The sequence below is a fragment of the Thiobaca trueperi genome (assembly GCF_004342175.1).
Lineage (GTDB): Bacteria > Pseudomonadota > Gammaproteobacteria > Chromatiales > Chromatiaceae > Thiobaca > Thiobaca trueperi.
In genome coordinates, this window is the sequence record NZ_SMAO01000001.1 from 262,325 (window position 1) to 289,315 (window position 26,991).

Genomic DNA, 26,991 nt, shown 5'->3' on the forward strand with positions numbered 1-26,991 from the left:
GTCATGAATCAATCAGACATCATCCACCCAGACACGGACACGCTGGCTGATCCCGTCGAGCGCCCGGGCCAGCGCCTGCGCGCGGAGCGTGAGTCGCGCGGGATCGAGATCGAACGCATTGCCGCGCAACTCCATCTGCGCCGCGAGGTGGTGGAGGCGCTGGAGCAGGATCGTTACGAGGCGCTGCCGGCCCCGGTCTTCATCACCGGCTATCTGAGCAATTACGCGCGTCTGCTTGGCATCGATTCTCAGTCCATCGTCCAGTCCTACCGGGCTTCGCTCTCGCCCGTCGAGCTGCCCATCCCGCATGCCATGTCCGCGCCGCCGCGTCCTGGACACGCTGGCGGACTCTGGGTAAGCCTCATCAGTCTGGCCCTGATCGGCGCGGTCATCGCCATGGTCATTCTCTGGTGGCAGGATCGTTCCAGACTGGAGCCGGGATTTGCCTCCGATCTCGCGCCATCGCTGTTCGGTCAGGCTCCGCCAGCCGCTGAACCCGACAGCGGGACCGAGAGTCCGCTTGACCAGACCTCAGCCGCCGTCATGGATCCGCCGGTCGATCCCACGCTGGAGCCTGTTGTCGATCAGCCGCCGCCAGCCGAAACGGCGGCATCGACGGCCGCGCCGGCTGTTCAGCCGGTCGTGCCGCCGATGGCGCCCGCCACGCCGCCGCCTGCCCCGAACCAGCCGGTTCCGGATGCGCCCTCTCAGCCACCCGCAGCGACCGCTCAGCCCGCCCTGGTTGCCGAGGATGCCGAACCTACTGACGAGGCAACATCAGCCGAGATCGTCCTCGAATTTTCCGGCGCGACCTGGGTCACGGTGCGGGGGAGCGATGGCAAGGTGGTTCTCAATGGCGAAATGCGCGACGGCGACCGCCGCGTGCTGGGCGGTCAACCGCCCTATAAATTCGTCATTGGCAATGCCGCCGCGACCCGGATGACCGTCGGCGGCGAACCCTTCGATGTGGTGAACCGCTCGCGCGGCAATGTGGCGCGTTTTTCACTCGACCCGACCGTTGAATAATCCGCCAGCCGCCAGTCGGCTTCGCTCAGAACCAGCTTCGATTATCCGCTCCGGCACCGATCAGACCTCCCATCGCACATGAGTAAACATCTCCAGGCCATTCGCGGGATGCATGACATCCTGCCGGAACGGATCGCCCTCTGGCACTGCGTCGAAGACACCGCGCGTCAGGTACTCGCCGGTTACGGCTATGCGGAAATCCGCACGCCGCTGGTCGAAGTGACCGATCTCTTCAAACGCTCCATCGGCGAGGTCACCGACATCGTCGAAAAGGAGATGTACAGCTTCGACGACCGCAACGGCGACAGTCTGAGCCTGCGTCCCGAGGGCACGGCAAGCTGCGTGCGCGCCGCCATCGAACATGGTCTGCTGGTGCAGCCGCAGCGGCTCTGGTATCGCGGCCCCATGTTCCGTTACGAGCGCCCCCAGCGCGGACGTTACCGGCAGTTCCACCAGATCGGGGTCGAGGCCTTCGGTCTGGCCGGCCCGGACATCGATCTGGAACTCATCCTGCTCACCGCCCGTCTCTGGCGTCTGCTCGGACTCAGTGGTTTCCGGCTGGAGATCAACAGTCTCGGCGATGCAGACGAGCGTCTGGCCTATCGCGAGCAGCTCATCGCCTATCTTGCCAGTCATGCCGACCAGCTCGACGCCGACAGTCTCAAACGTCTGCACACCAACCCGCTGCGTGTGCTGGATTCCAAACATCCGCAGACCCAGCAGATCGTCGCCGGTGCGCCCTCGCTCATGGATCATCTGGGCGAGGAGACCCGCACTCATTTCGAGCGGATCTGCCGGGGACTCGATGACGCTGGCGTCGCCTATCGCGTCAATCCGCGTCTGGTGCGTGGACTGGATTATTACAACCGCACCGTTTTCGAGTGGATCACCGACGACCTCGGCGCTCAGGGCACCGTCTGCGCCGGTGGGCGCTATGATGGTCTGGTTGAACAGCTTGGCGGTCGTTCCACCCCGGCGGTCGGTTTCGCAATGGGACTGGAGCGCCTGATCGAACTGCTGGAACTTGCCGGTCATACCAGCGAACCGCCGCTCGACGCCTATCTGGTCGCCGTCGGCGAGCCGGCACAGGCCGCCGCCCCGCTGCTGGCCGAGCGGCTGCGCGACGCCGTGCCCGCGCTGCGTCTCCTGACCCACAGCGGCGGCGGCAGTTTCAAGAGCCAGTTCAAGCGCGCCGACAAGAGCGGCGCCCGTTATGCGCTGGTGCTGGGCGAAACCGAGCTGGAACGCGGCGTGATCGGGGTCAAACACCTGCGCGAGGAAGGCGAGCAGCGCGAGCTGGGGTTTGACGAGCTGGCGGCGTTTTTGCGTATGCCTGGCTGATTCTGCGATTATTTCTGACGGAGAGACAAGTGAGTTACGAAACCGACGAGGAAAAGGTCGAAGCCATCAAAAAATGGTGGAAGGAGAACGGGGTGTCCGTGATGGCGGGCGTTCTGATTGGCTTCGGCGCCATCTATGGCTGGCGTTTCTGGGGCGAGTATCGCGAAAACGTCGCGGCTCAGGCATCCAGTACCTTCGAGCAGGTGCTCAACAACGCCACAGCCAATCAGACTGACGCGGTCGTCCAGCAGGCGGATGTGCTCAAAGACGAGTTCGGCTCGACGCCCTATGCCACGCTGGGCTCGCTGGTCGCGGCGAAGGCGCTCTATCAGTCGGGCAAGACCGCCGAGGCCATTGCCGCGCTGCAAGAGACGATCAAGCAGGCTCCGGATCCCGCACTGGCCAGCATCGCCGCGTTGCGGCTGGCGCGTATTCAAGTCGCTGAGGGTCAGTTGGACGAAGCGACGGCGACCATCGCGGCCCATGACAAAAGCACAGCCTTTGCCGGTGAGTTCGCAGCGGTGCGCGGCGATATCGCGGCGGCACGCGGGGATCACGCCGCCGCGCGCGTCGCCTATGAGCAGGCCATCGAGAAAGGCAGCGGTCTGTCGCAACTGCTGCGGCTCAAGCTCGATAATCTCCCAAGCGCCGGGTAGACAATATTCTGGGAATCGCATGTCCGAATCATGATTTTGATTCAGACAGGATTAACCGGATGAATCAGGATTAACAAGATTTAAAACAAGGATTTGAAAAATCCTGTTAATCCTGTTAATCCTGTTAATCCTGTCAAAAGCTATATCAAGCACCGCACACAGGCTCCTATGGCATTCCACCGCAGATCGCCCCCATTCAGCGCCGCAACCGTCCTGCTGGCCGGGTTGCTCACGGGCTGTAGTTATATCCCCTGGTTCGGTCGCGACAAGGATCCGACGCCGCCGACCAAACTGGCCGACATCGTCCAGGAGGTCAGTCTGACCCCGGTGTGGTCGGTGCGGCCCACGCGCGGAACCGAAGGGCGGCTGCTGTTTCTGGTGCCGGCGCTCGCCGACGGGCGGCTCTATGTCGCCGATGCGCGTGGGCGGGTGGCCGCGCTGGCGGCGGACAGCGGTCGCGTGCTCTGGGAGCGCGACACGGGTCTGGCCTTCAGCGGCGGACCCGATGTGCAGGGCGATCGGCTCACGCTCGGCACCAGTCAGGGCGAGCTGGTTTCACTGTCCACTACGGACGGACGCGAGCACTGGCGCGCCCGGCTCGGCAGCGAGGTGCTATCGGTGCCACGCTTCACCGGCGACGGCAGGATCGTGGTCCATACCCTGGACGACACGCTCTATGGCATCGAAGCCGCGACCGGCAAGGAACTCTGGCGGCTCGCCTATCCCGCGCCCGTGCTGACGCTGCGCGGCAGCAGCACGCCCGTGGTGGCGCCGGGCGGCGTGGTGGTCGGACTCTCCGGCGGCAAACTGGTCAACCTCGATCCCCAGGATGGCGCACCGCTGTGGGAAGTCATCGTCTCGCGTCCAAGCGGGCGTTCCGAACTGGCTCGCATCGCTGACATCGACGCCGATCCGGTTCTGCTTGGCTCCACGATCTTTGTCGGTTCCTACAATGGCGATCTGGCCGCCATCGATGCCACCACAGGCGACATCCTCTGGCGACGCGAACTCTCGGCCCACGCCGGTCTGGCCGTCAATGACGGCGGACTCTTCGTCACCGATTCGCAGGATCAGGTCTGGGGCGCCGACCCGGCAGACGGCGCGGGACGCTGGAAGCAGGAGCATCTGCGTTATCGTCAGGTCACCGCCCCCGCGCTGATCGGCAGTCTGATTGCGGTCGGCGATCTGGAAGCCTATCTGCACCTGCTCAATCAGTCCGATGGACGTCTGGTCGGACGTACCCGGATCACCAGGAAAGGCGGCATCACCGCCCGCCCGCTGGTGGCTGGCGGACGCCTCTATGTTTATGCGGAAGACGGCACGCTCAGCGCCCTGACCGTCGGTGCTTCACCCGCGCCCCAAGCCCGTGGCGGCGCTCAAGCGACTGATTCCGCTTCGGCGGCGCCAGCCGACATGGAGTCCGTCCCCCCTACTCCCAAGACGGTCCCCTGACATCATGCTCCCCGTTATCGCCCTGATCGGCCGACCAAATGTCGGCAAATCGACCCTGTTCAACCGGCTCACCCAGACCCGTGACGCACTGGTCGCCGACTTTCCGGGACTGACCCGTGACCGTCAGTACGGCGTCGGTCGCATCGGCCCCGGCCCCTATATCATCGTCGATACCGGCGGCATCGGCAGCGCGCCGGAAGGGATTGAGGCGCTGATGGAGCGTCAGGTCCAGCTCGCCATCGACGAGGCCGATCACCTGCTGTTCCTGGTCGATGCGCGCGACGGCTGCACCCCCGAAGACCTGGATATCAGCCAGCGTCTGCGCCGACTGGGCAAGGCCATCACCCTGGTCGTCAACAAAAGCGACGGCACCGATCCGGTCCAGTCCAGCGCCGAGTTCCATCGGCTCGGTCTCGGCGATCCGGTGTCGGTGTCATCGAGCCAGGGCCAGGGCGTCCGCAGTCTGCTCGATCAGGTCTTCGAGCGCCTGCCCGAGCCCGATGAAACCGAGACCGCCGAGGATCAGCCCGGCATCCGGGTCGCGGTCGTCGGACGTCCGAATGCCGGTAAATCGACCCTCATCAACCGTCTGCTCGGCGAGGAACGGCTCGTCACCTTCGACCTGCCCGGCACCACCCGCGACAGCATCTTCATCCCCTTCGAGCGTCTCGGTCGCCATTACACCCTGATCGACACCGCCGGTCTGCGCCGCCGCGCGCGCGTCCATGAGGCCATCGAGAAATTCAGCGTCATCAAGACGCTCCAGGCCATCGAGGCGGCGAATGTCATCATCCTCGTCATCGACGCCCATCAGGGGATCGGCGAACAGGACGCCACGCTCGCCGGGCACATCATCGACAGCGGTCGCGCGCTGGTGGTCGCCATCAACAAATGGGACGGCTTGGACGCCGATCAGCGTGAGACGATCAAGACCCAGTTTGCGCGCAAGCTGGCCTTTCTGGATTTCGCCAAACCGCACCGGATCTCGGCCCTGCACGGCAGCGGGGTCGGTCTGCTGCTCGACGAGGTGGATCAGGCCTATGCCAGCGCCACCCGTGATCTCAGCACGCCGGTCCTGACGCGGCTGCTGGAAGCGGCGGTGCAGGAACATCAGCCGCCGCTGGTGCATGGACGCCGGATCAAGCTGCGCTACGCCCATCAGGGCGGGCGCAACCCGCCGATCATCGTCATCCACGGCAATCAGACCGAGTCCGTCCCCGAGACCTACCGGCGTTATCTGATCAACCGTTTCCGCAAGGAACTCGACCTGCCCGGCACCCCGCTGCGGCTCGAATTCAAGAGCGGCGCCAATCCCTTCGCAGGCCGTCGCAACCAGCTCACGCCACGCCAGATCAAGCAGCGGCAGCGACTCAAGGACTTCACCACACGCAAGCGTTGAACCGCGCCCCGTGCGACAGGCGATGTTTTCGGTTTGGATCGATCTTGGCGCCATTGACGACCGTGTGAGCCGGCGCGGTTTAAGATATGAAAAATATGAAAGTTTAAACCGCGTCGCACTGAGGACTTTGACATCCGCAGAGTCAAAGACAAACTGAAAATGACGCCTATCGCGCTGGACGCGGTTTAAACAGACGGAGGATTCCGCATGAGCGTCATCCCATCGGCCTATCTCGGCATCATTGAGCCGCTGATCGAGGTGTCGCGCGGCCTGCTCGAACAGGGCGAGTCACTGGCACCCATCGCCTTCGTCGGCAATCTCACCACCGGCGCGACCATCCCCGTCCTCCTGCGCACCGGCAGCAACCGCGAAAAAGACGAGTCAGCCGCCGCGATCCGCCAGCTCGCCGCCCTGCACGAAGCGGATTTCATCTTCACCATCATGGAAGCCTGGACTCTGCCGCCCGACAAGGCGCGTCAGTTCGAGGTCATCATCGAACGCTATGGCTCCATTGGCGCCTCGCCCTATGCGGTTGACAGCGTCACCTTCGGCCTGGAGACGCGCCACGGACTCTGGATGGCGCAGGCGCCGCTCAAACCCAAGGGGCTGTCCAAAAAGAAGCGAATCTTCGTCCTGCCCGACTTCCAGCACTTTACCGATGTACAGGGCCGTTTCGTCGATCTGCTGCCGAACAAAGACCCCATCCAGGGACCATCGCGCGCACTGCATTAATAATGCCGCACCGCGCTTTCACAGAAAGCGCGGTGCGGATTGTTGTCACCACGTCCGGATCAGTCCGGCGAATGGATCGATACTCAATGTCAGGGAGCGGTGACCAGCATTTGCACCGGGGAATCTGCGCTGGTGCCGGAGCTGTTAAAGGCTCTCACGCGATAGTAATAGGTTGTGTTCGGGATCAGCCGTGTGACGTTGCGACCGGTAACACGAAGGCTTAGATTTTTATAACCACTGACATAGGTGCTGAAGCTGTCCGTGGTGGAAACATCCAGACGATACCCCGTGGCACCGACGACCAGGTTCCAACTCGCCAGAAAACTCGTGGGCGTGATATTCACCGCCTCGTTTGCCGTCGGAGCCTCAGGAATGGCGACGCGCGTGGTGACGGAGCGGGGCTTGGAGTCGGCACTGACACCGTTTGCGTTGTAGGCGCGTACCCGACAGTAATAGGTGGTGCTGGCACTGAGACCGGTGACGGCAAGGATTTTCAGGTTGCCCATGTCGCGATCCTGATAGCCATCGACAAAGCTGGTGAAGGCGGCGTCGGTGGCGATGTCCAGCCGGTAGCCCGTTGCGTCTTTCACACTGCCCCACTTGGCGGTGAATCCATCGCTCGTCACCTTCGCTGCCGCGCTGAGGGAAGGGGCTGCGATGCGGGTGGTCACCGTGACGGTATTGGAATTCGCACTGACACCAACCGAATTGTAGGCTCTGAGCCGGTAAAAATAGGTTTTGCCCGGACTCAGACGAGTGATCAGCAGTCCGGTTTGACTCCCGACATCCCGATTTTTATAGCCGCTGACATAGCTACGGAAGGTGTTGCTGGTGGAGACATCCAGACGATACCCAGTTGCGCCAGGCACGCTCGACCAGTCTGCGGTCACTTCGTTGCTCGTGACCTGAGTGGGCGCATTGGCGATGGGAAAGGTTGGCGCGGTTGGGACGCTGGCCGTCGTCACCGTGATGACATTGGAGACAAGACCGGTCCCGGCTGTGCTGTAGGCACTGACCCGGTAAAAGTAGGTGGTGCTGGCGCTGAGGCCGGTGATCGCCAGACTGTTCTGTTTACCCGTATCCAGGCCGTCATAGCCGCTGACATAGCTGCTGAAGGTGTCGCTGGTGGAGACATCCAGACGATAACCGGTCGCACCTGTCACCCGACCCCAGTTTGCGGTGAATCCCGTGTTGTAGACAGCGCTGGCAGGCGTTGCGATTGGAGCGGACGGAACATCCACCCCATCTCCGCTCAACACGGCGATCGCGTCATCGATCTGGATACGCGCCATCGACAGGCCATTTCTGGAGTCGGTGACCATGGCGCCCTGTTCCTGCAGGGCCGTGAGGATTTCCGCAACGCTGGCAGTCGGCTTGACTGATTTCATCACGGCCCAGGCTCCGGCAACATGCGGGGCAGCCATTGACGTGCCATTCCAGGAGGCAAAACCGCCGCCCACGACCGATGAGTTGATGGCACTTCCTGGCGCCAGAAGATCCAGTAAAGGGGCGCTGTTTGAGAACGAGGAAACGCTATCCGTTTTGGTGGTGCTGCCGACCGTGATGGCGCTGGATACGCAGCCTGGCGAGCTGATCGCGTTGGTATAGCCATCGTTTCCGCTGGCGATGACGGTCGCCGTTCCGGCTGCGCTCAGGGCATCGATGATGGTCTTGATCGGGTCGCTGTCACAATGGCTGGTAAATGAACCGCCGCCCAGGCTGAGATTGGCGGCTGCGACCGAATAGGTGCCGAGGAGATCATAGACCCGCTCCAGCCCTCTGATGATGTCCGACGTATAAGCCCTGACACAGGGCGACCCACCGCAGGATGTGCTGCTGAAGACCTGAATTGCGATGACGCCTGCATTTTGGGCGACGCCAGAAAAGCTGGATCCCTTACCCGCCGCAATCCCGGCAACATGTGTCCCGTGGCTGCATCCAGCGATGGCTGGGTTGCAGTTCAGACCTGAATTGGTAGCGGTGGACGCAGTGAGCCCACCCGGACAGAGATTCGACGAATAGCAGGCCTCTGAGACGACCTTGCCAGCGAGGAAAGGGTGATTCTTGTCAACTCCGGTATCCAGAATGGCGACGACCTGATCTTGTCCACTGTAACTTGTGCCGCCACTCTGGAAGGTGCCATCGCTGCTGGCGCCGAGCAAAGGCAGGGTATCGATGAGCGCGGGCGGATAGGCAACATCCTCGAAGACATCCTCGACCTCGGGATTATCAAGCAAGTCCATCAGATCGATGACATCGACGTGCAGCGCCAGCCCCTGAACGCGACTGAACCGCTTGATCTTCGCGCCTGATCTGTCGCGTTCATTGCTCAGTCCCAATTGATTGAGAACGCCCTGCTGTCTGGCGGACAGTCGGGTTCGTTCCGCCTGGGTCAGGCGGGTTCCCTGTCCGGCAAGGGGTGTCCCCTGTGTCTTGAAGCGCACGATCACAGGGATGGAGCCTTGTCCCAGCGCGCGATCCAGGAGAGCCTCATGTCTCTGTTCCGGTGCAGCATACGCAGTCGTATTGGCTATGCCATCCCCATCCTGCGCTCCCAGCCAGGGGTCGATTTGGTCCGGCGACGTTCCTGACCAGGCAGTCAGGGTGAATGACAGACTGAACGCTGCGACGAGTTGCCGCCAGACCCCATCTCGCGTGTTCATGTTTGAGGATCCCCGCTGGCTGAGTGCTGGATGCATTCAATCTGGATTGGGCCGATCAAAAACGCTCTACCCGAATGACATCATTGCAGATCTGCCGCGCGAAGGATGTGAGTCCGTTCGCGTTATCGGGATATTCTCCGTGATGTTTCAGTTCCTTGCGTGAACGGAACGCTGACGAATCAACTCCACCAGCTCACCCTGAGTGCGCGGCGGTTGCGCGTCCGACCACTCCAGATCGCCGCTGTCGCGCAGTGCGGTGGCGAGGGCGAGGATGGTGGGTGTCCGCAGATGGGCGGACCCCAGCAGATTCGAGTCGGCGAGCGCCTCCACAGCAGTGCCCTGACGGAGCACACGGCCTGCGCCGAGGATGGCGATGTCGTCGGCCCAGGCGTAGGCCAGATCGACATCATGGGTGGAAAAAACCAGGGTCGTGCCGCTGTCCTGAAGATGGCGCAGGGCGCCGAGCAGATGCGCAACGCCATGCGGATCCAGCCCGGCTGTGGGCTCGTCGAGGATGACGACTGCCGGGCGCATGGCGAGGATGCCGGCGATGGCGACGCGCTTTTTCTGACCGAAGCTCAGGGCATGCGTCGGACGCCCGGCGAGATGGGCGATGCGCAGACTGGCGAGCGCCTCGTCCACGCGCGTTCGCGCCTCGGCGTCGGAGAGTCCCTGATTCAGCGGGCCGAAGGAGACATCCTGCGCGACCGTGGCGGAGAAAAGCTGATCTTCCGGATCCTGCAACACCAGACCGACCCGGCTGCGCCAGGCCAGACGGGCGGCGCGATCGTAGCCAAGGATCTGTCCGTCGAGCCGCACCTGACCGCGCGCGGGACGCAGGGTGCCGTTCAGGTGCAGGAGGAGCGTGGTCTTGCCGCTGCCGTTGGCCCCCAGCAGGGCGAGCCTGCGCCCCGGCTGAACCCTGAGATTCAGCCCCTGAAGCGCCATCACAGCATCCGGGTAGGCATATTCCAGCCCTTCGGCGAGGAGGATCGGATCGCTCAACCCAGCCACCGATCCAGCCGCAGTGCGAGCAGCGACACCGCGCCGAGCAGGACGCCGATGCGGAGCAAACGCGGCCAGGAGAGCGCATGGACAGGCGACAGGACGCGCAGCTCGCCCTCGAAGCCACGCGCAGCGAGTCCGGTTTCCAGACGCCGCGCCCGTTGCAGCGCCCGTTGCAGCAGTGTCGCCACCAGTTGGCCGAGCGAGCGCAGACTGCGTCCGAAGGTGCTGTAACCCTGACGCGCCGCCTGGGCGTGCTGGCCGGTGATCGCCTGCTCCATGAAGAGAAAGATCAGGCGGTAAATCAACAGCATGATTTCGACGATGGCGGACGGCACGCCAAGCCGTCGCAGCAGTGCAACCAGTTCGACGACCGGCGTGGTGAGCGCGAGCAGGGCCAGACAGGAGAGCGCAGCCAGCGAGCGTAACGTGACTTCCAGCGCGGTCATGGCCCCGGCAGGCGAGAAGGCGAGCCGTATCCCATCGTTCAGGTCGAGCGAAACCGCCAGAAAAGGCGCGCCGGTCAGCAGGAATCCGACCGGAATCGCCATGAAGGCCAGCAGGTCTCGGACGGGGATCCCGGCCCCCGCGACCGTCGCAATGGTCATGACCAGCAGGATCAGGGGCGCGGTGGTGAAGACGGGCAGCAGGCTGAGGATCAGCAGCCCACCGCCCGCCAGCAGGAGACGCTCGCCCGGATGCCGGTCGCGCCAGCGGTTGGCCCAGGCGTGACGGTCAATCGCGAACATCGGTCGTCCGATCGGGACGCCCGCCAGCCGTGCGCCCTGTGCCCTGACCGCGCCGCAGACCCAGATAATAACCGAGCAGTCCGGCCCCGAGTGCGGCCTGGAGGGCGAACAGCAGGCTCTCGATCTCGCCGCTCGGCGGCTCCCACAGCGGCGCAAACCAGGGCTCGTAAGCGGGATGACCGGCGAGAATCGCCGCCTCGGCCTGGCCATCGGCACCGGCGAAGGGCTCATCAAGCCCCCCGGTCACTGGCAGCAGCAGGGGCAGAATGGTCAGCGCCAGCACGGCGGCAAGGAGCAGCAGATTGGTCCGGGTCATTTCGCGCCTCCGTGGGCGAAGGCCAGCGCATCGAGATCGTCGCGGCTGTACTGGGTTAAAAGATTGACCACGATCACGGTCAGCAGACCCTCGATGACGGCCAGCGGGATCTGGGTCAGGGCGAAGACACCGCCGAACTTGGTCAGCGCGCCCAGGATGCCGCTGGTCGGATCGGGAAAGGCCAGCGCCAGTTGGATGGAGGTCATCAGATAAGTGGCCAGATCGCCCAGCATCGCCGCCAGAAAGACCGCAATGGTCAGCGCGCCGCCCAGCGAACGGGTCAGGCGAAAGACGCCATAGGCGACCCAGGGACCGACGACCGCCATCGCCACGATATTGGCGCCGAGCGTGGTGAGTCCGCCATGGGCCAGCAGCAGCGCCTGGAACAGCAGCACGATGGCGCCGAGTACCGCCATCACCGAAGGGCCGAAGAGGATCGCGCCGAGCCCGGTTCCGGTGGGATGCGAGCAGCTTCCGGTGACTGAGGGAATTTTGAGTGCCGACAGCACAAAGGCGAAGGCGCCGGCACTGGCGAGCAGCAGCCTGGTCTGCGGTTGCTCGCGGGTCAGGGTGACGACACGGCGCGCGCCCACGACCAGAAAGGGAACCGCCACGGCGGTCCAGGCAGCGGCGTGGATTGGGGGTAGAAACCCCTCCATGATATGCACAGCGATCTTCTCCCAGAGGTGAAGGGCGGCGCGGATTCGGGAGGAGAGACCCCAGGCGTGCGGTCGCGCCAGCCGACGGCTGACACAGGCGCGGTCAGATCATGAAGCAGTCTCGCCACCGGAGCACCCCGCCCGGATTGACATAGCGACAGGCGGGGCCGGCAGGTCTCCTGGCTTACAGGTCGGCATCGATACCCACCTTCCCAGCCGGAGTGGCCAGTGGTCTGTTCGGGATCGACTCGCTGCTTACAGTTGCGGGGGCAGCCATGGCATTGAACCATGTTCCCTTTTCATCCCCCACAGCCAAATAGCTGAGGGGGAACCGGTCTCGCGACGGCGGGCATCATAGGGCGGGGGGATTGGCTGAGTCAAACCAGCCCGTTGGCAGTTGGCAGACTGACGACTAAATCTTCGGCACCGGCAGCGGATCGCGTTTCTGCGGATTGGCGCGATAGAAGGCGGCGACATTGCCGATACGGGCGATGAGATCAGCCTGCGTGCGTTCCTGGATGAGCGCGATGCCGGCGTCGCGCTCCTCGCGGTCGCCGGCGTTGACCCGGATCTTGAGCAGCTCGTGATGGTTCAGGGCGATTTCGATCTCGGCGAGGACCGGCTCGGTGATGCCGTGCTGGCCGACGAGGATGACGGGCTTGAGGTGATGGACCTGCTTCTTCAGCCAGCGTTTTTGTTTTTCGGTGATGGTCATGGAGTCAGTGGAGTCTGGATGGTCGTGGTTAAAAACTGGGTGATGGCGTCTGCCGACAGCGGTCGGCTCACCAGATAGCCCTGCATCGCGTCGCATTGTAGCGCGCGCAGACAGTCCGCCTGCGGTTGATGTTCGACGCCTCGGCGATCTGGTGATTGTATAACCTCACATGGCCGGTGAGGGTCCGCCAGACAGACGCATCGCCGGTGACAAAGTCACGGAAAATCCCGCGCGATCCGGATAGGCTGACTCCAACCTCCACCAGACCGGCGCAATCCGCGCCGGTCGCTACCCATGCAGAGGGCTTCACAGGAGTCAAACATCCGTGAACGAGCCTGAACTTCACTGAAACACCAATGCCAGAGACCCAGATGACCAACCCCATCGTCACGCCATCCCGACTCGAACATTTCCCCATCTCCTTTTTCGCCATGGTGATGGGCATGTCGGGTCTGACCATTGGCTGGGAGAAGGCCCAGTACATCCTCAGTCTGGATCTCAAGGTCACGCCCTGGCTGCTCGGCACCACCTCCGCCCTGTTTGTCGTGCTGGCCCTGATGTATACCGCCAAACTGGTGTTCAAGCGCCAGGCCGTGGTCGCCGAGCTGCGTCACCCGGTCAAGCTCAATTTTTTCCCGACCATCTCCATCAGTCTGCTGCTGCTCAGTGCCGCCTTTCTGCCCCTGCTGCCAGACCTCGCGCTCGGTCTATGGCTGGCCGGAACCAGCCTGCATCTGGTCTTCACACTCTATGTGGTGAACATCTGGATGCACCATGAGCACTTTCAGATCCAGCACATGAACCCGGCCTGGTTCATCCCGGCGGTGGGCAATGTGATCGTGCCCGTGGCGGGGGTGCCGCTGGGCTATGCGGATGTATCCTGGTTCTTCTTCAGCGTTGGCATGCTGTTCTGGATCCTGCTGATGACGATCATCTTTTACCGTGTGCTCTTTCACACGCCAATCGATGAGCGTCTGCTGCCGACCCTGTTCATCCTGATCGCCCCGCCGGCTGTCGGCTTCATCGCCTACAGCCGACTCATGCCTGAACTCGACCCCTTTGCCCGCATGCTGTATTTCAGCGGTCTCTTTCTCACCCTGCTGCTCTTCACGCAGGCCAAACGCTTTCTCAGGCTGAAATTCTTTCTGTCCTGGTGGGCCTATTCCTTTCCGCTGGCTGCGATCAGCATCGCCACGCTGGTGATGTCTGAGCGTTCCGGGATGGTTTTCTACCAGTATCTGGGACTGGGGCTGCTGGCTTTACTGACGCTGATCATCAGCATTCTGCTGGTGCGCACCCTCATCTCCGTCTGGCGGGGCACGATCTGCGTGCCCGGACATTAAACCGCGCCCCGGCCAAGGGCCGTGGATGCGCCAAATATCGAACTCACTCTAAACTCAGCCTCTCGCTCTGGACGCGGTTTAGCGGTTTGCTCACCAATCAAGGCACTGGTGGTGACAAAGTCACGGAAACACCTGCGCGCTCCAGATACGCTGACGCTCACATTCACCAGACCGGCGCAATCCGCATCCAGGGTTGCGAACAAGCCACTATGAAGCCTGTGTCATTACCCCTGCTCGTCATCCTGCTCCTGATCACTCTGGTCGCCTGTAGCCCATCCGATTCCGACGACTCCCCGGACAACTCCTCCGGTGAGGCGCTGCTCGATGTCGCCGAACAGGGCAATCTGGACGCACTGAACGCCCTGCTCGTGCGCCATCGGCCCGATGTACGCGACAGTTGCGACTGGACCCCGCTCATGAAGGCGGCACTCTACGGGCACACGCCGGTCGTCGCGCGTCTGCTGGATGCGGGCGCCAGCATCGACGCCGTGGACAAGGGCGGTTATACGGCCATGATGCTCGCGGCCTCGAACAATCACGCCGCCACCGTGGAGCTGCTCATCGAACGCGGCGCCATGATCGATCACCGGGAAGACACCGAGGGCTTGACCGCGCTGATCTGGGCCGCCAAACAGGGACACGCCAAGACCGTCGAGACCCTGCTCCGTCATCGCGCCGACCGCACGCTCAAGGATTTCGGCGGCAGAACGGCGGCAGATTGGGCTGCCACAGGCGGATATACCGAGGTGCAACGCCTGCTCGCCTCGCTATCGGATCATCCGTCACCGATCTGAACGAAACCGCCTCGAAACAATCTGTTGTGCCAGACGCGGTTTAGTTCAGATCGGCATAACGCCGCTTGACCTTGAGAATTTTACTCGCCACCGTCTTGTACAGCAGATTGAAGACCTTGCGCTGCGCCGCCAGATTGTTCGTGTCTGGCTCGCCGATCAACTCCAGACGCGCCTGAAAATAGGCCATGTCCGCCTCCAGTCGGGCGAGACGGACGCGTTGACGCCTGCTCTCCTCGGAGTTAGCCATCGGGTCGTTGTTAGCTGCCATTTCACTCGCGGCGAATATGTGATAATTCTCGGCAATAAAAACAAAAGCCGCCAACGAGAGCATATCAAAGCATGAGCGCAATCCTAGAATTGTTTCGGAATTCCGGTGCCTTGTATGGTGGCAACGCGGATTTCATCGAAGACCTGTACGAACGCTATCTGATTGATCCGGAAAGTATCGATCTGGCGTGGCGGGCGCGTTTCGACGACCTGCGTCAGAATGCCGCCAACGAGACCCTGCCCGCCGAGACCCCGCACCGCCCGATCCGCGAGAACTTTCTGCGTCTGTCACAGGAGAGTCGCGCCCGTGCCCGTTCGCGCTCGGTCGAGCACCTCACCCCAGCCGCTGCCGAGAAGCAGTCGGCGGTTCTGAGCCTGATCAACGGGTATCGCTATCGCGGTCATCAGGTCGCCAATCTCGATCCGATCAAGCTGCGCGAACTGCCCAAGATCGCCGATCTGGATCTGGCCTATCACAACCTGGGGCCGGACGATCTGGAACAGGTGTTCCATACCGGCTCGCTCTATGCCCCGGATCGCATGACCCTGCGCGAGATCGTCGCGATGGTGGAGCAGACCTACTGCGGGACGGTCGGCTCCGAGTACATGCACATCACCAACACCCAGGAAAAACGCTGGATCCAGAAACGACTGGAAGGCTACCGGGTCACGCCGGAACTGGAACCGAACGACCGCCGCTGGCTGCTGACCCTGCTGACCGCCGCCGAGGGGCTCGAAAAATATCTGCATCAGCGTTATGTCGGTCAGAAGCGCTTTTCGCTCGAAGGCGGCGAGGCGCTGATCCCGCTGCTGGACGAACTCATCCAGCGCGCCGGACGCAAGGGGCAGAAAGAGATCGTCATCGGCATGGCCCATCGCGGGCGGCTGAACGTCCTGACCAACATCTTCGGCAAGCCGCCGCACGACCTCTTCGATGAGTTCGAGGGCCGGGTACAACTGGACTGGAGCAAGCGGGCCGGTGATGTCAAATATCACATGGGCTTCGCCACCGACATCGACACCCCCGGCGGCATCGTGCGGCTGGCGCTGGGCTTCAACCCCTCGCACCTGGAGATCATCAACCCGGTGATCGAAGGCTCGGTGCGCGCCCGTCAGCGCCGCCGCCGCGACCGCACCGGCGATCTGGTGCTACCGGTGCTGATTCACGGTGACGCCGCCTTCGCCGGTCAGGGCGTGGTGATGGAGACCCTGCAACTGTCGCAGACCCGCAGCTATGGCACGGGCGGCACGGTGCATGTCGTCATCAACAATCAGATCGGCTTTACCACCAGTCATCCGCTGGACGCCCGTTCCAGCACCTATTGCACCGACATCGCCAAGATGGTGCAGGCGCCGGTCTTCCATGTGAACGGCGACGACCCGGAAGCGGTCATCTTCGTCACCCGTCTGGCGCTCGATTTCCGCAACCAGTTCCACAAGGATGTCGTCATCGATCTCCTGTGCTACCGCCGTCTGGGCCACAACGAGGCCGACGAGCCAGCGGTGACCCAGCCGATGATGTACGAGAAGATCCGGCACCATCCCACCGCCCGCGCCGTCTATGCCGACCGGCTGATCGCCGCCGGACTCATCGCGAAGGACGAGGCGGACGCCATGGTGCTCGATTATCGCGACTCACTTGAACAGGGTGTGGTCATCGCACGACCGGTACTCTGTGGGCTCGACCACGCCTATCGGGTGGACTGGAGTTTCTGTCGCGGGGCAAGCTGGGACCAGCCGGTCGAGACCGGTGTTCCGGTCGCCACCCTGAAGGAACTGGCCGAGGCGCTGCTGCGCCCGCCCGAGGGCTTCGTCTTCCATCCACGGGTCGAGAAGCTGTGGGACGAACGCCGCAAGATGGCCCACGGCGATCAGCTCCTGAACTGGGGCTTTGCCGAAAATCTCGCCTACGCCAGTCTGCTCGATGCCGGCATCCCGGTGCGTCTCTCCGGTCAGGACGTGGGACGCGGCACCTTCGTTCACCGTCATGCCAAGATCCACGACCAGCATACCGGCGACGCCTATACCCCTTTGCAGCACCTCAGCGAACACCAGGGTGCCTTCATCGCCATCGACTCCATCCTCTCCGAGGAGGCGGTGCTGGGCTATGAATACGGCTTCGCCACCGCCGAGCCCCACGCGCTGACGATCTGGGAGGCGCAGTTCGGCGACTTCGCCAATGGCGCACAGGTGGTCATCGATCAGTTCATCACCTCCGGCGGCACCAAATGGGATCTGGCCTGCGGGCTGGTGATGCTGCTGCCGCACGGACTCGAAGGACAGGGCGCGGAACATTCATCGGGGCGGCTCGAACGCTTCCTGCAACTCTGCGCCGAGCACAATATCCAGGTCTGCACACCGACCACGCCGGCGCAGATGTTCCATCTGCTGCGTCGTCAGATGCTGCGCGACCTGCGCACGCCGCTGATCGTGATGACGCCCAAGAGCCTGCTGCGCCATCGTCTCGCCGTCTCCTCGCTGGAAGAGCTGGCCAGCGGTCAGTTTCAGACCATCATCCCCGAAGTCGATCCCATCGATCCCGCCGAGACCGAGCGGGTGATCTTCTGTGGCGGCAAGGTCTATTACGACCTCCTGGAGGCGCGGCGCACGCGCGGTCTGACCAACTCGGCCATCGTGCGGATCGAACAGCTCTATCCCTTCCCCAAGGAGGCGTTCGAGGCCGTCGTCGCCCAGTATTCCGCCGCCGAAGAGATCGTCTGGTGTCAGGAGGAGCCGCAGAATCAGGGCGCCTGGGATCAGATCAAACATCGCTTCCACAACCTGATCCAGGACGGCAGACGGCCTTATTATGTCGGTCGCGGCGCCTCCGCCGCGCCCGCCGTCGGCCACCGTACAGCCCATGTCGAACAGCACGAACGTCTGATCGACGAGGCGCTGACCGGCCAGTTCAACCCCCGCATGAATAAAAGGATCCCCCCGCAATGAGCCGTGAAGTCCGCGTCCCCGCACTCCCTGAATCCGTCGCCGACGCCACGGTGCTGGCCTGGCACAAACAGCCCGGCGACCCGGTGCGCGAAGGTGAGAATCTGGTCGATCTGGAAACCGACAAGGTGGTGCTGGAAGTCCCCGCGCCGAGTGACGGCGTACTGGGTGCGATCCAGGCCGGCGAGGGCGACATCGTCCAGGCCAGCGCGGTGCTGGCGCTGATCGAAGAAGGTGCGCGTAGCGCAACCGCCGTGCCTGTCCGCGCAACGCCCGATCCGGTCAAGGTGCCGGCCAAAGCCCCGCCACCTGCACCGCAGCCGGTCGCACCCCGCGCGCCAGTCGCCGCGCAGGCCGAGCCGCTGGTCGCCCCGGCGGCGCGGCGTCTGGTCAAAGAAATGAATCTGGATCCGCAGCAGATCCCCGGCAGCGGCCGGGATGGGCGTATCCACAAGGCCGACGTGGTCGCCTATCTGGACGAGCGCGAACAGGCACCGCCAGCCCGTGATCCTGAGGTGCATGAGCAGGCCGTGCCCGCCGCGCCGAGCCTGAGCGGCGAGGCCGGGCGTCCCGAACAGCGGGTGCCCATGACCCGTCTGCGCGCACGCATTGCCGAGCGGCTGGTTCAGGCGCAGCAGGCGGCGGCGATGCTGACCACCTTCAACGAGGTCAACCTCAAGGCGGTCATGGCCCTGCGCACGCAGTACAAAGACCTGTTCGAGCAGCGTCACGGTGCGCGACTGGGCTTCATGTCATTCTTCGTCAAGGCCGCCATTGAGGCACTGCAACGCTTTCCGGCCATCAATGCCTCGGTCGATGGCACCGATATTCTTTATCACGGCTATTACGACATCGGTATCGCCGTCAGCTCGCCGCGCGGACTGGTCGTGCCCATCCTGCGCAACTGCGATCAGCTCAGCATGGCCGACATCGAGCAGGGCATCGCCGACTTCGGCCAGAAGGCCAAGGACGGCAGCCTGAGCTATGAGGAACTGACCGGCGGCACCTTCTCCATCACCAACGGCGGCGTCTTCGGCTCGCTGGTCTCGACGCCCATCATCAACCCGCCACAGAGCGCCATCCTTGGCCTGCACAAGATCCAGGAACGGCCCATCGTCGAGAACGGCCAGATCGTCGCCGCGCCGATGATGTATCTCGCGCTCACTTACGATCATCGCATCGTCGATGGCCGCGAGGCGGTGCAGTTCCTCGTCACCATCAAAGAGGCGCTGGAAGAGCCGGCACGGTTGTTGTTGAGGGTTTAAACCGCGCCTCGTGCACTATGTGATGTTTTGGTTTGGATCGACCTTGGCAGCATCGACGACCGTATGAACTGGCGCGGTTTAAGATATTAAAAAATATAAAATTTTAAACCGCGCCCCCGGTCTGCTTTGGCAGGGCGTGAGCGGCCGCCATGAGTTTTGCATTGGGTGCGGGCGGGTTCTCCAACAGCTCCAGCGCAGACAGGCTATCCCGTTCACTGAGCTGGATTCGCTCTGCCTGATCGATCACAGCGCACCCCGTTTCGATGGCAGGGCGAATGACAAATTCGCTCATATTGACGCCCTTCAGCGTTCGAGATTGCTCCGCAACCCCTTGATGATATGGGATGAAATCTCCTCGATCGACTGGCTGGTGGTGTTGAGCACCGGGATCTGAAGCCGCTTGAAGATCTGCTGCGCCTGACGGATATCCTCCTGGCAGCGCTCCAGCGAGGAATAGGGGCTGTTGGGCCGCCGCTCCTCGCGGATGAGTTGCAGCCGCTGCGGATCGATGGTCAATGCAAACAGCTTGTGGCGGCAATCCCAGACCAGTTGGGGCACGTCGCCGCGCTCGAAATCTTCCTCGGTGATGGGATAGTTGGCCGAACGCAGGCCATAGTGCATCGCCAGATAGAGACAGGTCGGGGTCTTTCCCGAGCGTGAGACGCCGGTCAGCACCACATCGGCGCGATGGAAATTATCGGGCCGGATCCCGTCGTCGTTGGCCATCGCAAAATTGATCGCCTCGATCCGCTTGGTGTAGTAACTGGGCTTGATGGAGTGGCTCTGACCCGATTTGCGGCTCGGCGGCACACCCAGTTCGGCAGAGAGCGGATCAATGAACCCCTCGAACAATTCCATGTAGAAACAGTTGCCGGACTTGAGAATGTCGCGGATCTCGTTGTTGAGCATGGTCGCAAAGACGATTGGCCGCACCCCGTCGCGGTCGGTGGCCTCCTGCATGCGCTGGGTCAACGCCTTCGCCCGCAGATCGGTATTGATATAGGGCATGTAGACCTGCTCGAAGTCCAGGGTGTCGAACTGCGACAGCAGGCTGTGACCGAGCGTCTCGGCGGTGATGCCGGTGCTCTCGGAGACGAAATAAACGGTACGGCTCATGCGGAATGATCCAGGTCAGGGTGATCGAAAGAGGCCGCTACTGGAACTGAAGCGAGGCCAGCCGTGCATAGAGCCCGCCTTCGGCCATAAGCTGCTCATGACGACCGGCGGCGACGATGCGTCCCTGATCCAGCACCAGGATACGGTCGGCATCGCGCACCGTCGCCAGACGGTGGGCGATGACGATACTGGTGCGTCCGCGCATCAGCGACTCCAGCGCATCCTGCACCAGCCGCTCGCTTTCAGCGTCCAGCGCGCTGGTCGCCTCGTCCAGCAGCAGTAAAGTCGGATTGCGCAGTACGGTGCGGGCGATGGCGATGCGCTGGCGCTCGCCGCCCGAGAGCCTGACCCCGCGTTCGCCGAGAAAGGTATCGAAGCCCTGCGGCAGCCGGTCGAGGAAATCGACTGCGTGCGCGGCCTCGGCGGCGCGGCGCACCTCGGCATCGCTGGCCGACTCCAGACCGTAGCGGATGTTCTCCCAGGCATTGGCGCCGAAGATGACCGGATCCTGCGGCACCAGTGAGATGCGTCCCCGCAGATCAGCCGGATCCAGATTGCGGATGTCGATGCCATCGAAGCGGATGGTTCCCGCCTCCGGGTCATAGAAACGCAGCAGGAGTTGAAAGAGCGTGGTCTTGCCTGCCCCGGACGGCCCGACCAGCGCGAGCCGTTCGCCCGGCTCGACGATGAGCGTGAGATCCGACAGGGCCGGGGTCGCGGGACGCGCCGGATAGACGAAGCGGACCTGCTGAAATTCAATCCGACCACACGGTGCAGCCGGCAGCGATTCGGGCTGTGTCGGCGGCAGGATCGCCGAAGGCACGTCGAGCAGTTCCATCAGACGCTCGCTGGCGCCCGCCCCGCGCAGCAGTTGGCCCATCAGCTCGCTCAATGAGCCGACCGCGCCTGCGACCACTACGGCATAGAAGAGAAAGGCCGAAAGCTCGCCGCCGCTGATCGTCCCGTTCAGCACCTGATGACCGCCGATCCAGAGCACCACGCCAATGGCGCCGAAGGTCAGCAGGGTGGCAGCACCCGCCAGCACGGCGCTGGTCATGGAACGACTGAGCGCGACATCGAAGGCGGCCTCCACCTGTTCGCCATAATGGCGGCGGTCGAGCGGCTCATGGCAGAACGCCTGCACGGTGCGGATGCCGTGGATGACCTCATCGACGTAGGCGCCGACATCGGCGATGCGATCCTGACTGGCGCGCGAGAGCCGGCGCACCCGCCGCCCGAGCATCCAGGCCGGGCCGATGACGAAGGGCAGACCGATCAGCACCAGACCGGTGAGCCCCGGACTGGTGACCGCCAGCATGGCGACGCCGCCCAGCATCAGCAGCGAGGTGCGCAGCGCCATCGCCAGGGTCGAGCCGACGACGACTTGCAAGAGCGCGGTGTCGCTGGTCAGACGCGAGATCACCTCGCCCGCGCGCGTGGTCTCGAAGAAACTCACGTCCAGACTCAGGACGCGCGCAAAGACCGCCTTGCGGATATCCGCCACCACCCGCTCGCCGATCCAGTTGAGCAGATAGCTGCGGGTCAGCACCGCGCCCGCCGTCAGCACCACGACCGACAGAAAGAGCAGCAGCGCCCGATCCAGCGCGGCGGGCGACTCGCTGCCCAGACCGGAATCGACCAAGGTGCGAATCACCTGTCCGAAGGCGAGCACCGAACCGGCGGCGACCATCAGAGCCAGCACCGCGCCGGTCAGTCTCCAGGCATAGGGCCGGGCGAAACGCAGCAGACGCAGCAGTGATTCCAGATTGCGGGTGCCGGGGCGGTCGATCCCGTCAGTGGGGTTGGCTGGTTTGGGAGGCATGGGTCAGCCGTGCGCGCCGGCCAGGGCGCGGATGGCCTCGCCGTTGGTCCGCGACCCGGTGAGCCGGGATGCCGCCTGCGCCGACAGCCAGCGATATTCCAGATGTTCGCGCGGATTGAGCTGAATCAGACGGCGCGTCTCCAGCATCAGCGCAAACCAGTATTCGCGGTTGAAACAGACATTGGGCGCGTAACGCTGACGCCAAGACTGGATGATGGGGAAGAGTGCCGAATGACGCAGATCGATCAGCGCGCCACCAGCACGCAGTCCGGTTTCTTCCATCACCTCGCGCGCAGCGGCGAGCCGGGGCGTCTCGCCGGGGGCGAGACTTCCGGTCACTGACTGCCAGAAGCCCGTCGGTCGGGTGCGCCGCATCAGCAGGAACTCGCCGCCACGGGTATGGATGACGACCAGGACGGACTGGGGACGCTTGATAGAGTCTTGGGACATGGCATATAGACCTTGATCGCGTGAAATGTCCGCTGACTCGTCAGGCATATCCCCACCATGTGGCGATCAGCAAAAAGGGCAGCGCCACGAGGAAAGCGAACATGCCCAGGCATCCCGATCTCTCCGAACGTCCTGCACGATTATGTGCAGGAGCAAGTTCTGCACGGTTATGTGCAGCAGGAGCGGGATGAGAGCGTAACCACCGAGCATGACAGGCATTACAAAAGAACTTCGTTTTGCCCGAGCGCCAGGCGTCAATCGTGCGGGGCGTATGTTCCGCAATCGTCGAGCAACGGCTACATTTGAATGTGCGCTCTTTGGGTCGTCGCCGCCGCATCAGCAGCGACAGCACGATCAAAACGGCAAAAGCAATCCCGGCGATGACCTCGATGCTCATGTTTGGCATGACGCTGTCTCAGGCCCGCGTCCGCAGACGCAGCGACAGTTCCTTGAGCTGCGTCTCATCGACCGGCGAGGGCGCGTCGGTCAGCAGACAGGCGGCGGTCTGGGTCTTGGGGAAGGCCATGACATCGCGGATCGAGGTCGCGCCGGTCATCAGCATCACCAGCCGGTCCAGACCGAAGGCGAGCCCTCCGTGTGGCGGGCAGCCGAACCGCAGCGCCTTGAGCAGGAAGCCGAAACGCTCCTCAGCCTGCTCGTCGCTGATGTTCAGGAGCTTGAACACCTGACGCTGCACCGCATCGCGATGGATACGGATGGAGCCGCCGCCGATCTCGGTGCCGTTCAGCACCATGTCATAGGCGCGCGACAGACAGGCACCCGGATTGGTTTCGAGCAGATCAAGCTGATCTTCCTTGGGCGCGGTGAAGGGATGATGCAGCGCCATCCAGCGCTGATTGGCCGGGTCTTCCTCGAACATCGGGAAATCGATGACCCACAACGGACGCCACTCGCCTTCCAGCAGACCGCGTTCCTGACCCAGCTTGACGCGCAGCGCGCCGATGGACTCATTGACGATCTTGGCCTTGTCGGCGCCGAAGAAGATCAGATCGCCATCCACGGCCCCGGTACGGGCCATGATGCCTTCCAGCGCCGCGTCGGTCAGGTTCTTGACGATGGGCGATTGCAGACCCTCGCGGCCCTTTGCTGCCCACTCGTTGACCTTGATGTAGGCCAGCCCTCTGGCCCCATAGATGCCGACGAACTGGGTGTAACCATCGATCTCTTTGCGCGACAGCTCGCCGCCCTTGGGCAGACGCAGCGCCACCACGCGCCCGTCGGGATCCTTGGCGGGACCGGCGAAGACCTGGAAATCGACCCCTTCCATCAGATCGGCGATATCGATGAGTTCCAGCGGCACGCGCAGATCCGGGCGGTCGCAGCCGAAACGGCGCATCGACTCGGCATAGGTCAGGCGCGGGAAGGGATTGGGCAGCTCGATCCCCTGCACCTCGCGGAACAGCAGGCGGATCATCTCCTCCATGAGATTCATCAGCTCGTCCTCGGTCATGAAGGAGACCTCGATATCGAGCTGGGTGAATTCGGGCTGACGGTCGGCGCGCAGATCCTCGTCGCGGAAACAGCGGGCGATCTGATAATAGCGATCCAGACCCGACATCATCAGCAACTGCTTGAACAACTGCGGCGACTGCGGCAACGCGAAGAACTCGCCGGGATGGGTGCGGCTGGGGACCAGATAATCGCGTGCACCTTCGGGGGTGGACTTGGTGAGGATCGGCGTCTCGATGTCGAGAAAGCCGTGCTCATCGAGAAAACGGCGCATCGCCTGCGTGACCTGGCTGCGGGTGCGCAGACGCGACTGCATCTCCGGGCGGCGCAGATCGAGATAGCGATAACGCAGACGGATTTCCTCGGAGGCATCCGCCGCGTGCGAATCGAGCTGCATGGGCGGCGTCTCGGAGGCGTTCAGCACCTCCAGGTCCAGACCCAGGATCTCGATCGCGCCGGTCGGCAGATCCGGGTTGACCGTGCCTTCGGGACGCGGACGCACCCGCCCGGTGATCTTGAGCACATATTCGCTGCGCACCTGTTCGGCGCGGCTGAAGATCTCGGCGCGATCCGGATCGAAGACCACCTGCACCAGACCCTCGCGGTCACGCAGATCGATGAAGATGACCCCGCCGTGGTCGCGTCGCCGCTGCACCCAGCCGCACAGTACGACCTCCTGTCCGTCGTGGCTGCCGTTCAAGTCTCCACAGTAATGCGTGCGCATTGATCTCTTGCCCTGATTGTTTGTGATCGACGGATTCGGCATCCGTCGCTGGATCGCCCCCGTCATGAAAAAAACCGGGAAGATACTGGTCGTGCAAGCTTAACGCAAGCCGGGCAGGAATTGACTGGTACGCATCGGTTGAATCTTCAGTTACGCTGGGATCTCCGAATCATGCTCAAGCCACGGAGGCAGAGACAACCATGTGGCAAATCGAATTCTCATCCGCCGAGTTCCTGCCCGTCCTGCCCGAACACTGCCAGGGCAATCCCGGCGTCTATGGATTCGAGCTGGCGTGGTGGCTGGCAACGTCGCTCGCGGCACGGGATCTCATCACGAGCTATCCGATGGGAGAGGATTGGGGCTGGCTTATCGAGCACATCAATCCGTCAGGAACGGAGTTCACCATCGGATGCGCCAGCATGGCCGATGAAGGCGAAGGCTATGCGCAGCAGCCAATTCAATGGTCAATCTTCATCCGTCCCCACACCTCGTTAAAGCAGCGCCTGACCGGTGTTTCTCATGACGCCGAGGTGCAGCGAATCGCTCAGGTCATCGTCGCCGCGCTCAGGGAAAAGGGCATCGCGCCGGTCGAGCCCCCCGCTCAACGGAGGACACCATGACCAACAGCCCGCTGATCGCCGCACTGCTGCTGGCGCTGCACCTGTCGCTTCAGGCCGGACTGATCGCGCGGGTGCTGCTGCGTCCGCACCGCGATCCGGCCTCGCGCATCGCCTGGGTCGTCGTCATGGCGGCGCTCCCCGTGGTCGGCATCGTCGCCTATCTGTTGCTCGGCGAGGTCAACATCGGACGGCGGCGGATCGAGCGGATGCGCGCAACGCTGGCGGGGCTGCCGGACCCGGTCGCCGCCCCTGGGATGGACCAGGCCATCGCGCTCGCCCGGCCTCCGGAGCGTATGGCGCATCTGTTCAGCGTGGGCCGCTCCATCAGCGGCTTCGCGCCCGTCGGCGGCAACCGCGCGCGACTGTTGCCGGATTCCGATGCGACCATCGCGGCGATGGTGGCGGACATCGACGCGGCGCGGGAGACGGTCCACCTACTTTTCTACATCTGGTTGCCGGACGACAACGGCTGCAAGGTCGTCGCCGCACTGAAGCGGGCCGCCGCGCGTGGTGTGCGCTGTCGCGCCATGGCCGACGATCTGGGGTCGAAACAGATGATCCGCTCGCCACACTGGCAGGCGATGCGCGTGGCCGGAGTGAGGCTGGCCCGCGCGCTGCCCATCGGCAATCCGCTGCTGCGCCCGCTCAAGGGCCGCATCGATCTGCGCAACCACCGCAAGATCGTCGTCATCGACAATCACATCACCTATTGCGGCAGCCAGAACTGCGCCGATCCGGCGTTTCGGGTCAAACCCCGATACGCGCCCTGGGTGGATGCCATGATGCGTTTCGAGGGACCGGTCGCACGGCAGAATCAGTTCCTCTTTGCCGCCGACTGGATGTCGCACACGGGCGATGACCTGCGCGAACTGCTCCGGCGTCCTCTGGAGGTTGCGGAAACCGGATTCGCCGCGCAGGTAATCGGGACCGGCCCGACCGTGCGTTATGCAGCCATGCCAGAGTTGTTCGAGACCCTGATGTATGACGCCCGGCGTGAACTGGTCATCACCACACCTTATTACGTGCCGAACGAATCCCTTCAGGCCGCGCTGTGCGCCAGCGCCCGACGCGGCGTCGAGACCGTGATCGTTTTCCCGGCCCGCAACGACAGTTGGATCGTGGGTGCGGCGAGTCGCAGCTATTACGCCGACCTCCTGAGTGCCGGCGTCAGGATCTACGAGTACCAGGGCGGTCTGCTGCACACCAAGTCGCTGACCCTGGACGGCGAGGTGACGCTGATCGGCTCGGCCAACATGGACCGGCGCAGCTTCGATCTGAACTACGAGAACAACATCCTGCTCCACGACCCGACCCTGACCGCCGCGCTGCGGCAGCGTCAGGACAGCTATCTCGCCAGCTCGCTGGCGGTGACAGCCGACAGGGTTGCCGCCTGGCCCCGCCGACGCCGACTCTTGAACAACGCCATTGCCATGCTCGGCCCGATTCTTTGAGTTGGATGGATTT

25 protein-coding genes and 1 riboswitch are annotated in these 26,991 nt (G+C 63.3%); of the genes, 12 read left to right on the forward strand and 13 right to left on the reverse strand.

Annotated elements, in window-relative coordinates; all coding sequences use genetic code 11:
* Positions 1-3: 3 nt before the first annotated feature.
* The 6 genes from EDC35_RS01165 (at position 4) to EDC35_RS01190 (ending at position 6,606) form a co-directional block, all read left to right on the forward strand.
* Positions 4-1,026 carry a RodZ domain-containing protein gene (locus tag EDC35_RS01165; RefSeq protein ID WP_132975009.1) on the forward strand — a complete coding sequence of 341 codons (1,023 nt, stop codon included), beginning with the start codon at positions 4-6 and terminating at the stop codon, positions 1,024-1,026.
* Between the two features lie 78 nt (positions 1,027-1,104).
* Positions 1,105-2,367, forward strand: a complete 1,263-nt coding sequence (hisS, locus tag EDC35_RS01170; protein WP_132975010.1) for a histidine--tRNA ligase — start codon at positions 1,105-1,107, stop codon at positions 2,365-2,367.
* Between the two features lie 29 nt (positions 2,368-2,396).
* Positions 2,397-3,023 (forward strand): YfgM family protein, encoded by a 627-nt coding sequence (locus EDC35_RS01175; RefSeq protein WP_132975011.1) that lies wholly within the window; start codon positions 2,397-2,399, stop codon positions 3,021-3,023.
* A 168-nt stretch (positions 3,024-3,191) separates the two neighbouring features.
* Entirely contained in the window at positions 3,192-4,475 is a 1,284-nt protein-coding gene (gene bamB / locus EDC35_RS01180; RefSeq protein WP_132975012.1) for an outer membrane protein assembly factor BamB, read from the forward strand.
* Between the two features lie 4 nt (positions 4,476-4,479).
* Positions 4,480-5,874, forward strand: a complete 1,395-nt coding sequence (gene der, locus EDC35_RS01185) for a ribosome biogenesis GTPase Der (RefSeq protein WP_132975013.1) — start codon at positions 4,480-4,482, stop codon at positions 5,872-5,874.
* A 207-nt stretch (positions 5,875-6,081) separates the two neighbouring features.
* Positions 6,082-6,606, forward strand: a complete 525-nt coding sequence (locus tag EDC35_RS01190; protein WP_132975014.1) for a hypothetical protein — start codon at positions 6,082-6,084, stop codon at positions 6,604-6,606.
* An 89-nt stretch (positions 6,607-6,695) separates the two neighbouring features.
* Here the strand turns inward: EDC35_RS01190 and EDC35_RS01195 are convergent, their stop codons facing one another.
* The 6 genes from EDC35_RS01195 to EDC35_RS01220 form a co-directional block, all read right to left on the reverse strand.
* Positions 6,696-9,269, reverse strand: coding sequence for a S8 family serine peptidase (locus tag EDC35_RS01195; RefSeq protein WP_165903318.1), 2,574 nt, complete (start codon positions 9,267-9,269; stop codon positions 6,696-6,698).
* A 147-nt stretch (positions 9,270-9,416) separates the two neighbouring features.
* A complete protein-coding gene (locus tag EDC35_RS01200) occupies positions 9,417-10,274 on the reverse strand; it encodes an energy-coupling factor ABC transporter ATP-binding protein (RefSeq protein ID WP_207896043.1) in 858 nt (285 codons plus the stop codon).
* On the reverse strand, positions 10,271-11,023 hold the full coding sequence (gene cbiQ / locus EDC35_RS01205) for a cobalt ECF transporter T component CbiQ (RefSeq protein ID WP_132975016.1): 753 nt from the start codon (positions 11,021-11,023) through the stop codon (positions 10,271-10,273). The genes EDC35_RS01200 and cbiQ overlap by 4 nt, the downstream gene beginning before the upstream one ends.
* Entirely contained in the window at positions 11,010-11,339 is a 330-nt protein-coding gene (locus EDC35_RS01210) for an energy-coupling factor ABC transporter substrate-binding protein (RefSeq protein WP_132975017.1), read from the reverse strand. Before EDC35_RS01210 ends, cbiQ begins: the two co-directional genes overlap by 14 nt.
* Entirely contained in the window at positions 11,336-11,998 is a 663-nt protein-coding gene (locus tag EDC35_RS01215) for an energy-coupling factor ABC transporter permease (protein ID WP_165903331.1), read from the reverse strand. The genes EDC35_RS01210 and EDC35_RS01215 overlap by 4 nt, the downstream gene beginning before the upstream one ends.
* A gap of 152 nt (positions 11,999-12,150) precedes the next feature.
* Positions 12,151-12,349: riboswitch (cobalamin riboswitch) on the reverse strand.
* A 61-nt stretch (positions 12,350-12,410) separates the two neighbouring features.
* Positions 12,411-12,713, reverse strand: a complete 303-nt coding sequence (locus tag EDC35_RS01220; protein WP_132975019.1) for a YhbY family RNA-binding protein — start codon at positions 12,711-12,713, stop codon at positions 12,411-12,413.
* A 371-nt stretch (positions 12,714-13,084) separates the two neighbouring features.
* Between EDC35_RS01220 and EDC35_RS01230 the strand changes: the two genes are divergently transcribed.
* Complete coding sequence (locus EDC35_RS01230) at positions 13,085-14,056, forward strand: SLAC1 anion channel family protein (protein WP_132975655.1); 972 nt, start codon at positions 13,085-13,087, stop codon at positions 14,054-14,056.
* A gap of 209 nt (positions 14,057-14,265) precedes the next feature.
* On the forward strand, positions 14,266-14,850 hold the full coding sequence (locus EDC35_RS01235) for an ankyrin repeat domain-containing protein (protein WP_132975020.1): 585 nt from the start codon (positions 14,266-14,268) through the stop codon (positions 14,848-14,850).
* A gap of 40 nt (positions 14,851-14,890) precedes the next feature.
* On the opposite strand, the gene EDC35_RS01240 is transcribed toward EDC35_RS01235, so the two are convergent.
* On the reverse strand, positions 14,891-15,037 hold the full coding sequence (locus tag EDC35_RS01240; protein ID WP_243651359.1) for a hypothetical protein: 147 nt from the start codon (positions 15,035-15,037) through the stop codon (positions 14,891-14,893).
* A gap of 152 nt (positions 15,038-15,189) precedes the next feature.
* Here EDC35_RS01240 and EDC35_RS01245 point away from each other — a divergent pair, with 152 nt between their 5' ends.
* Entirely contained in the window at positions 15,190-18,063 is a 2,874-nt protein-coding gene (locus tag EDC35_RS01245) for a 2-oxoglutarate dehydrogenase E1 component (protein WP_132975021.1), read from the forward strand.
* Positions 18,060-19,325, forward strand: a complete 1,266-nt coding sequence (odhB, locus tag EDC35_RS01250) for a 2-oxoglutarate dehydrogenase complex dihydrolipoyllysine-residue succinyltransferase (protein ID WP_132975022.1) — start codon at positions 18,060-18,062, stop codon at positions 19,323-19,325. Before EDC35_RS01245 ends, odhB begins: the two co-directional genes overlap by 4 nt.
* A 103-nt stretch (positions 19,326-19,428) precedes the next feature.
* Here odhB and EDC35_RS19060 read toward each other — a convergent pair whose 3' ends face one another.
* From EDC35_RS19060 to aspS, 6 genes are read right to left on the reverse strand one after another with little or no spacing between them, the layout of a single operon-like run.
* Positions 19,429-19,617 (reverse strand): type II toxin -antitoxin system TacA 1-like antitoxin, encoded by a 189-nt coding sequence (locus EDC35_RS19060; RefSeq protein WP_132975023.1) that lies wholly within the window; start codon positions 19,615-19,617, stop codon positions 19,429-19,431.
* A gap of 11 nt (positions 19,618-19,628) precedes the next feature.
* Positions 19,629-20,441, reverse strand: a complete 813-nt coding sequence (locus EDC35_RS01260; protein WP_132975024.1) for a pyruvate, water dikinase regulatory protein — start codon at positions 20,439-20,441, stop codon at positions 19,629-19,631.
* A 37-nt stretch (positions 20,442-20,478) separates the two neighbouring features.
* The gene (locus EDC35_RS01265; RefSeq protein WP_132975025.1) at positions 20,479-22,263 is read right to left on the reverse strand and encodes an ABC transporter transmembrane domain-containing protein; all 1,785 of its coding nucleotides are present in this window, start codon (positions 22,261-22,263) and stop codon (positions 20,479-20,481) included.
* A gap of 3 nt (positions 22,264-22,266) precedes the next feature.
* Positions 22,267-22,713 carry a dihydroneopterin triphosphate diphosphatase gene (gene nudB, locus EDC35_RS01270; protein ID WP_132975026.1) on the reverse strand — a complete coding sequence of 149 codons (447 nt, stop codon included), beginning with the start codon at positions 22,711-22,713 and terminating at the stop codon, positions 22,267-22,269.
* A gap of 40 nt (positions 22,714-22,753) precedes the next feature.
* Positions 22,754-23,119: a hypothetical protein gene (locus EDC35_RS01275; protein ID WP_132975027.1), complete on the reverse strand. Its 366-nt coding sequence runs from the start codon at positions 23,117-23,119 to the stop codon at positions 22,754-22,756.
* A gap of 9 nt (positions 23,120-23,128) precedes the next feature.
* Positions 23,129-24,907, reverse strand: a complete 1,779-nt coding sequence (aspS, locus tag EDC35_RS01280; RefSeq protein WP_132975028.1) for an aspartate--tRNA ligase — start codon at positions 24,905-24,907, stop codon at positions 23,129-23,131.
* 200 nt (positions 24,908-25,107) lie between these two features.
* Here aspS and EDC35_RS01285 point away from each other — a divergent pair, with 200 nt between their 5' ends.
* Both EDC35_RS01285 and cls read left to right on the forward strand, forming a co-directional pair.
* On the forward strand, positions 25,108-25,527 hold the full coding sequence (locus EDC35_RS01285; protein ID WP_132975029.1) for a hypothetical protein: 420 nt from the start codon (positions 25,108-25,110) through the stop codon (positions 25,525-25,527).
* Positions 25,524-26,978 carry a cardiolipin synthase gene (gene cls, locus EDC35_RS01290; RefSeq protein WP_132975030.1) on the forward strand — a complete coding sequence of 485 codons (1,455 nt, stop codon included), beginning with the start codon at positions 25,524-25,526 and terminating at the stop codon, positions 26,976-26,978. The genes EDC35_RS01285 and cls overlap by 4 nt, the downstream gene beginning before the upstream one ends.
* Positions 26,979-26,991 lie beyond the last annotated feature (13 nt).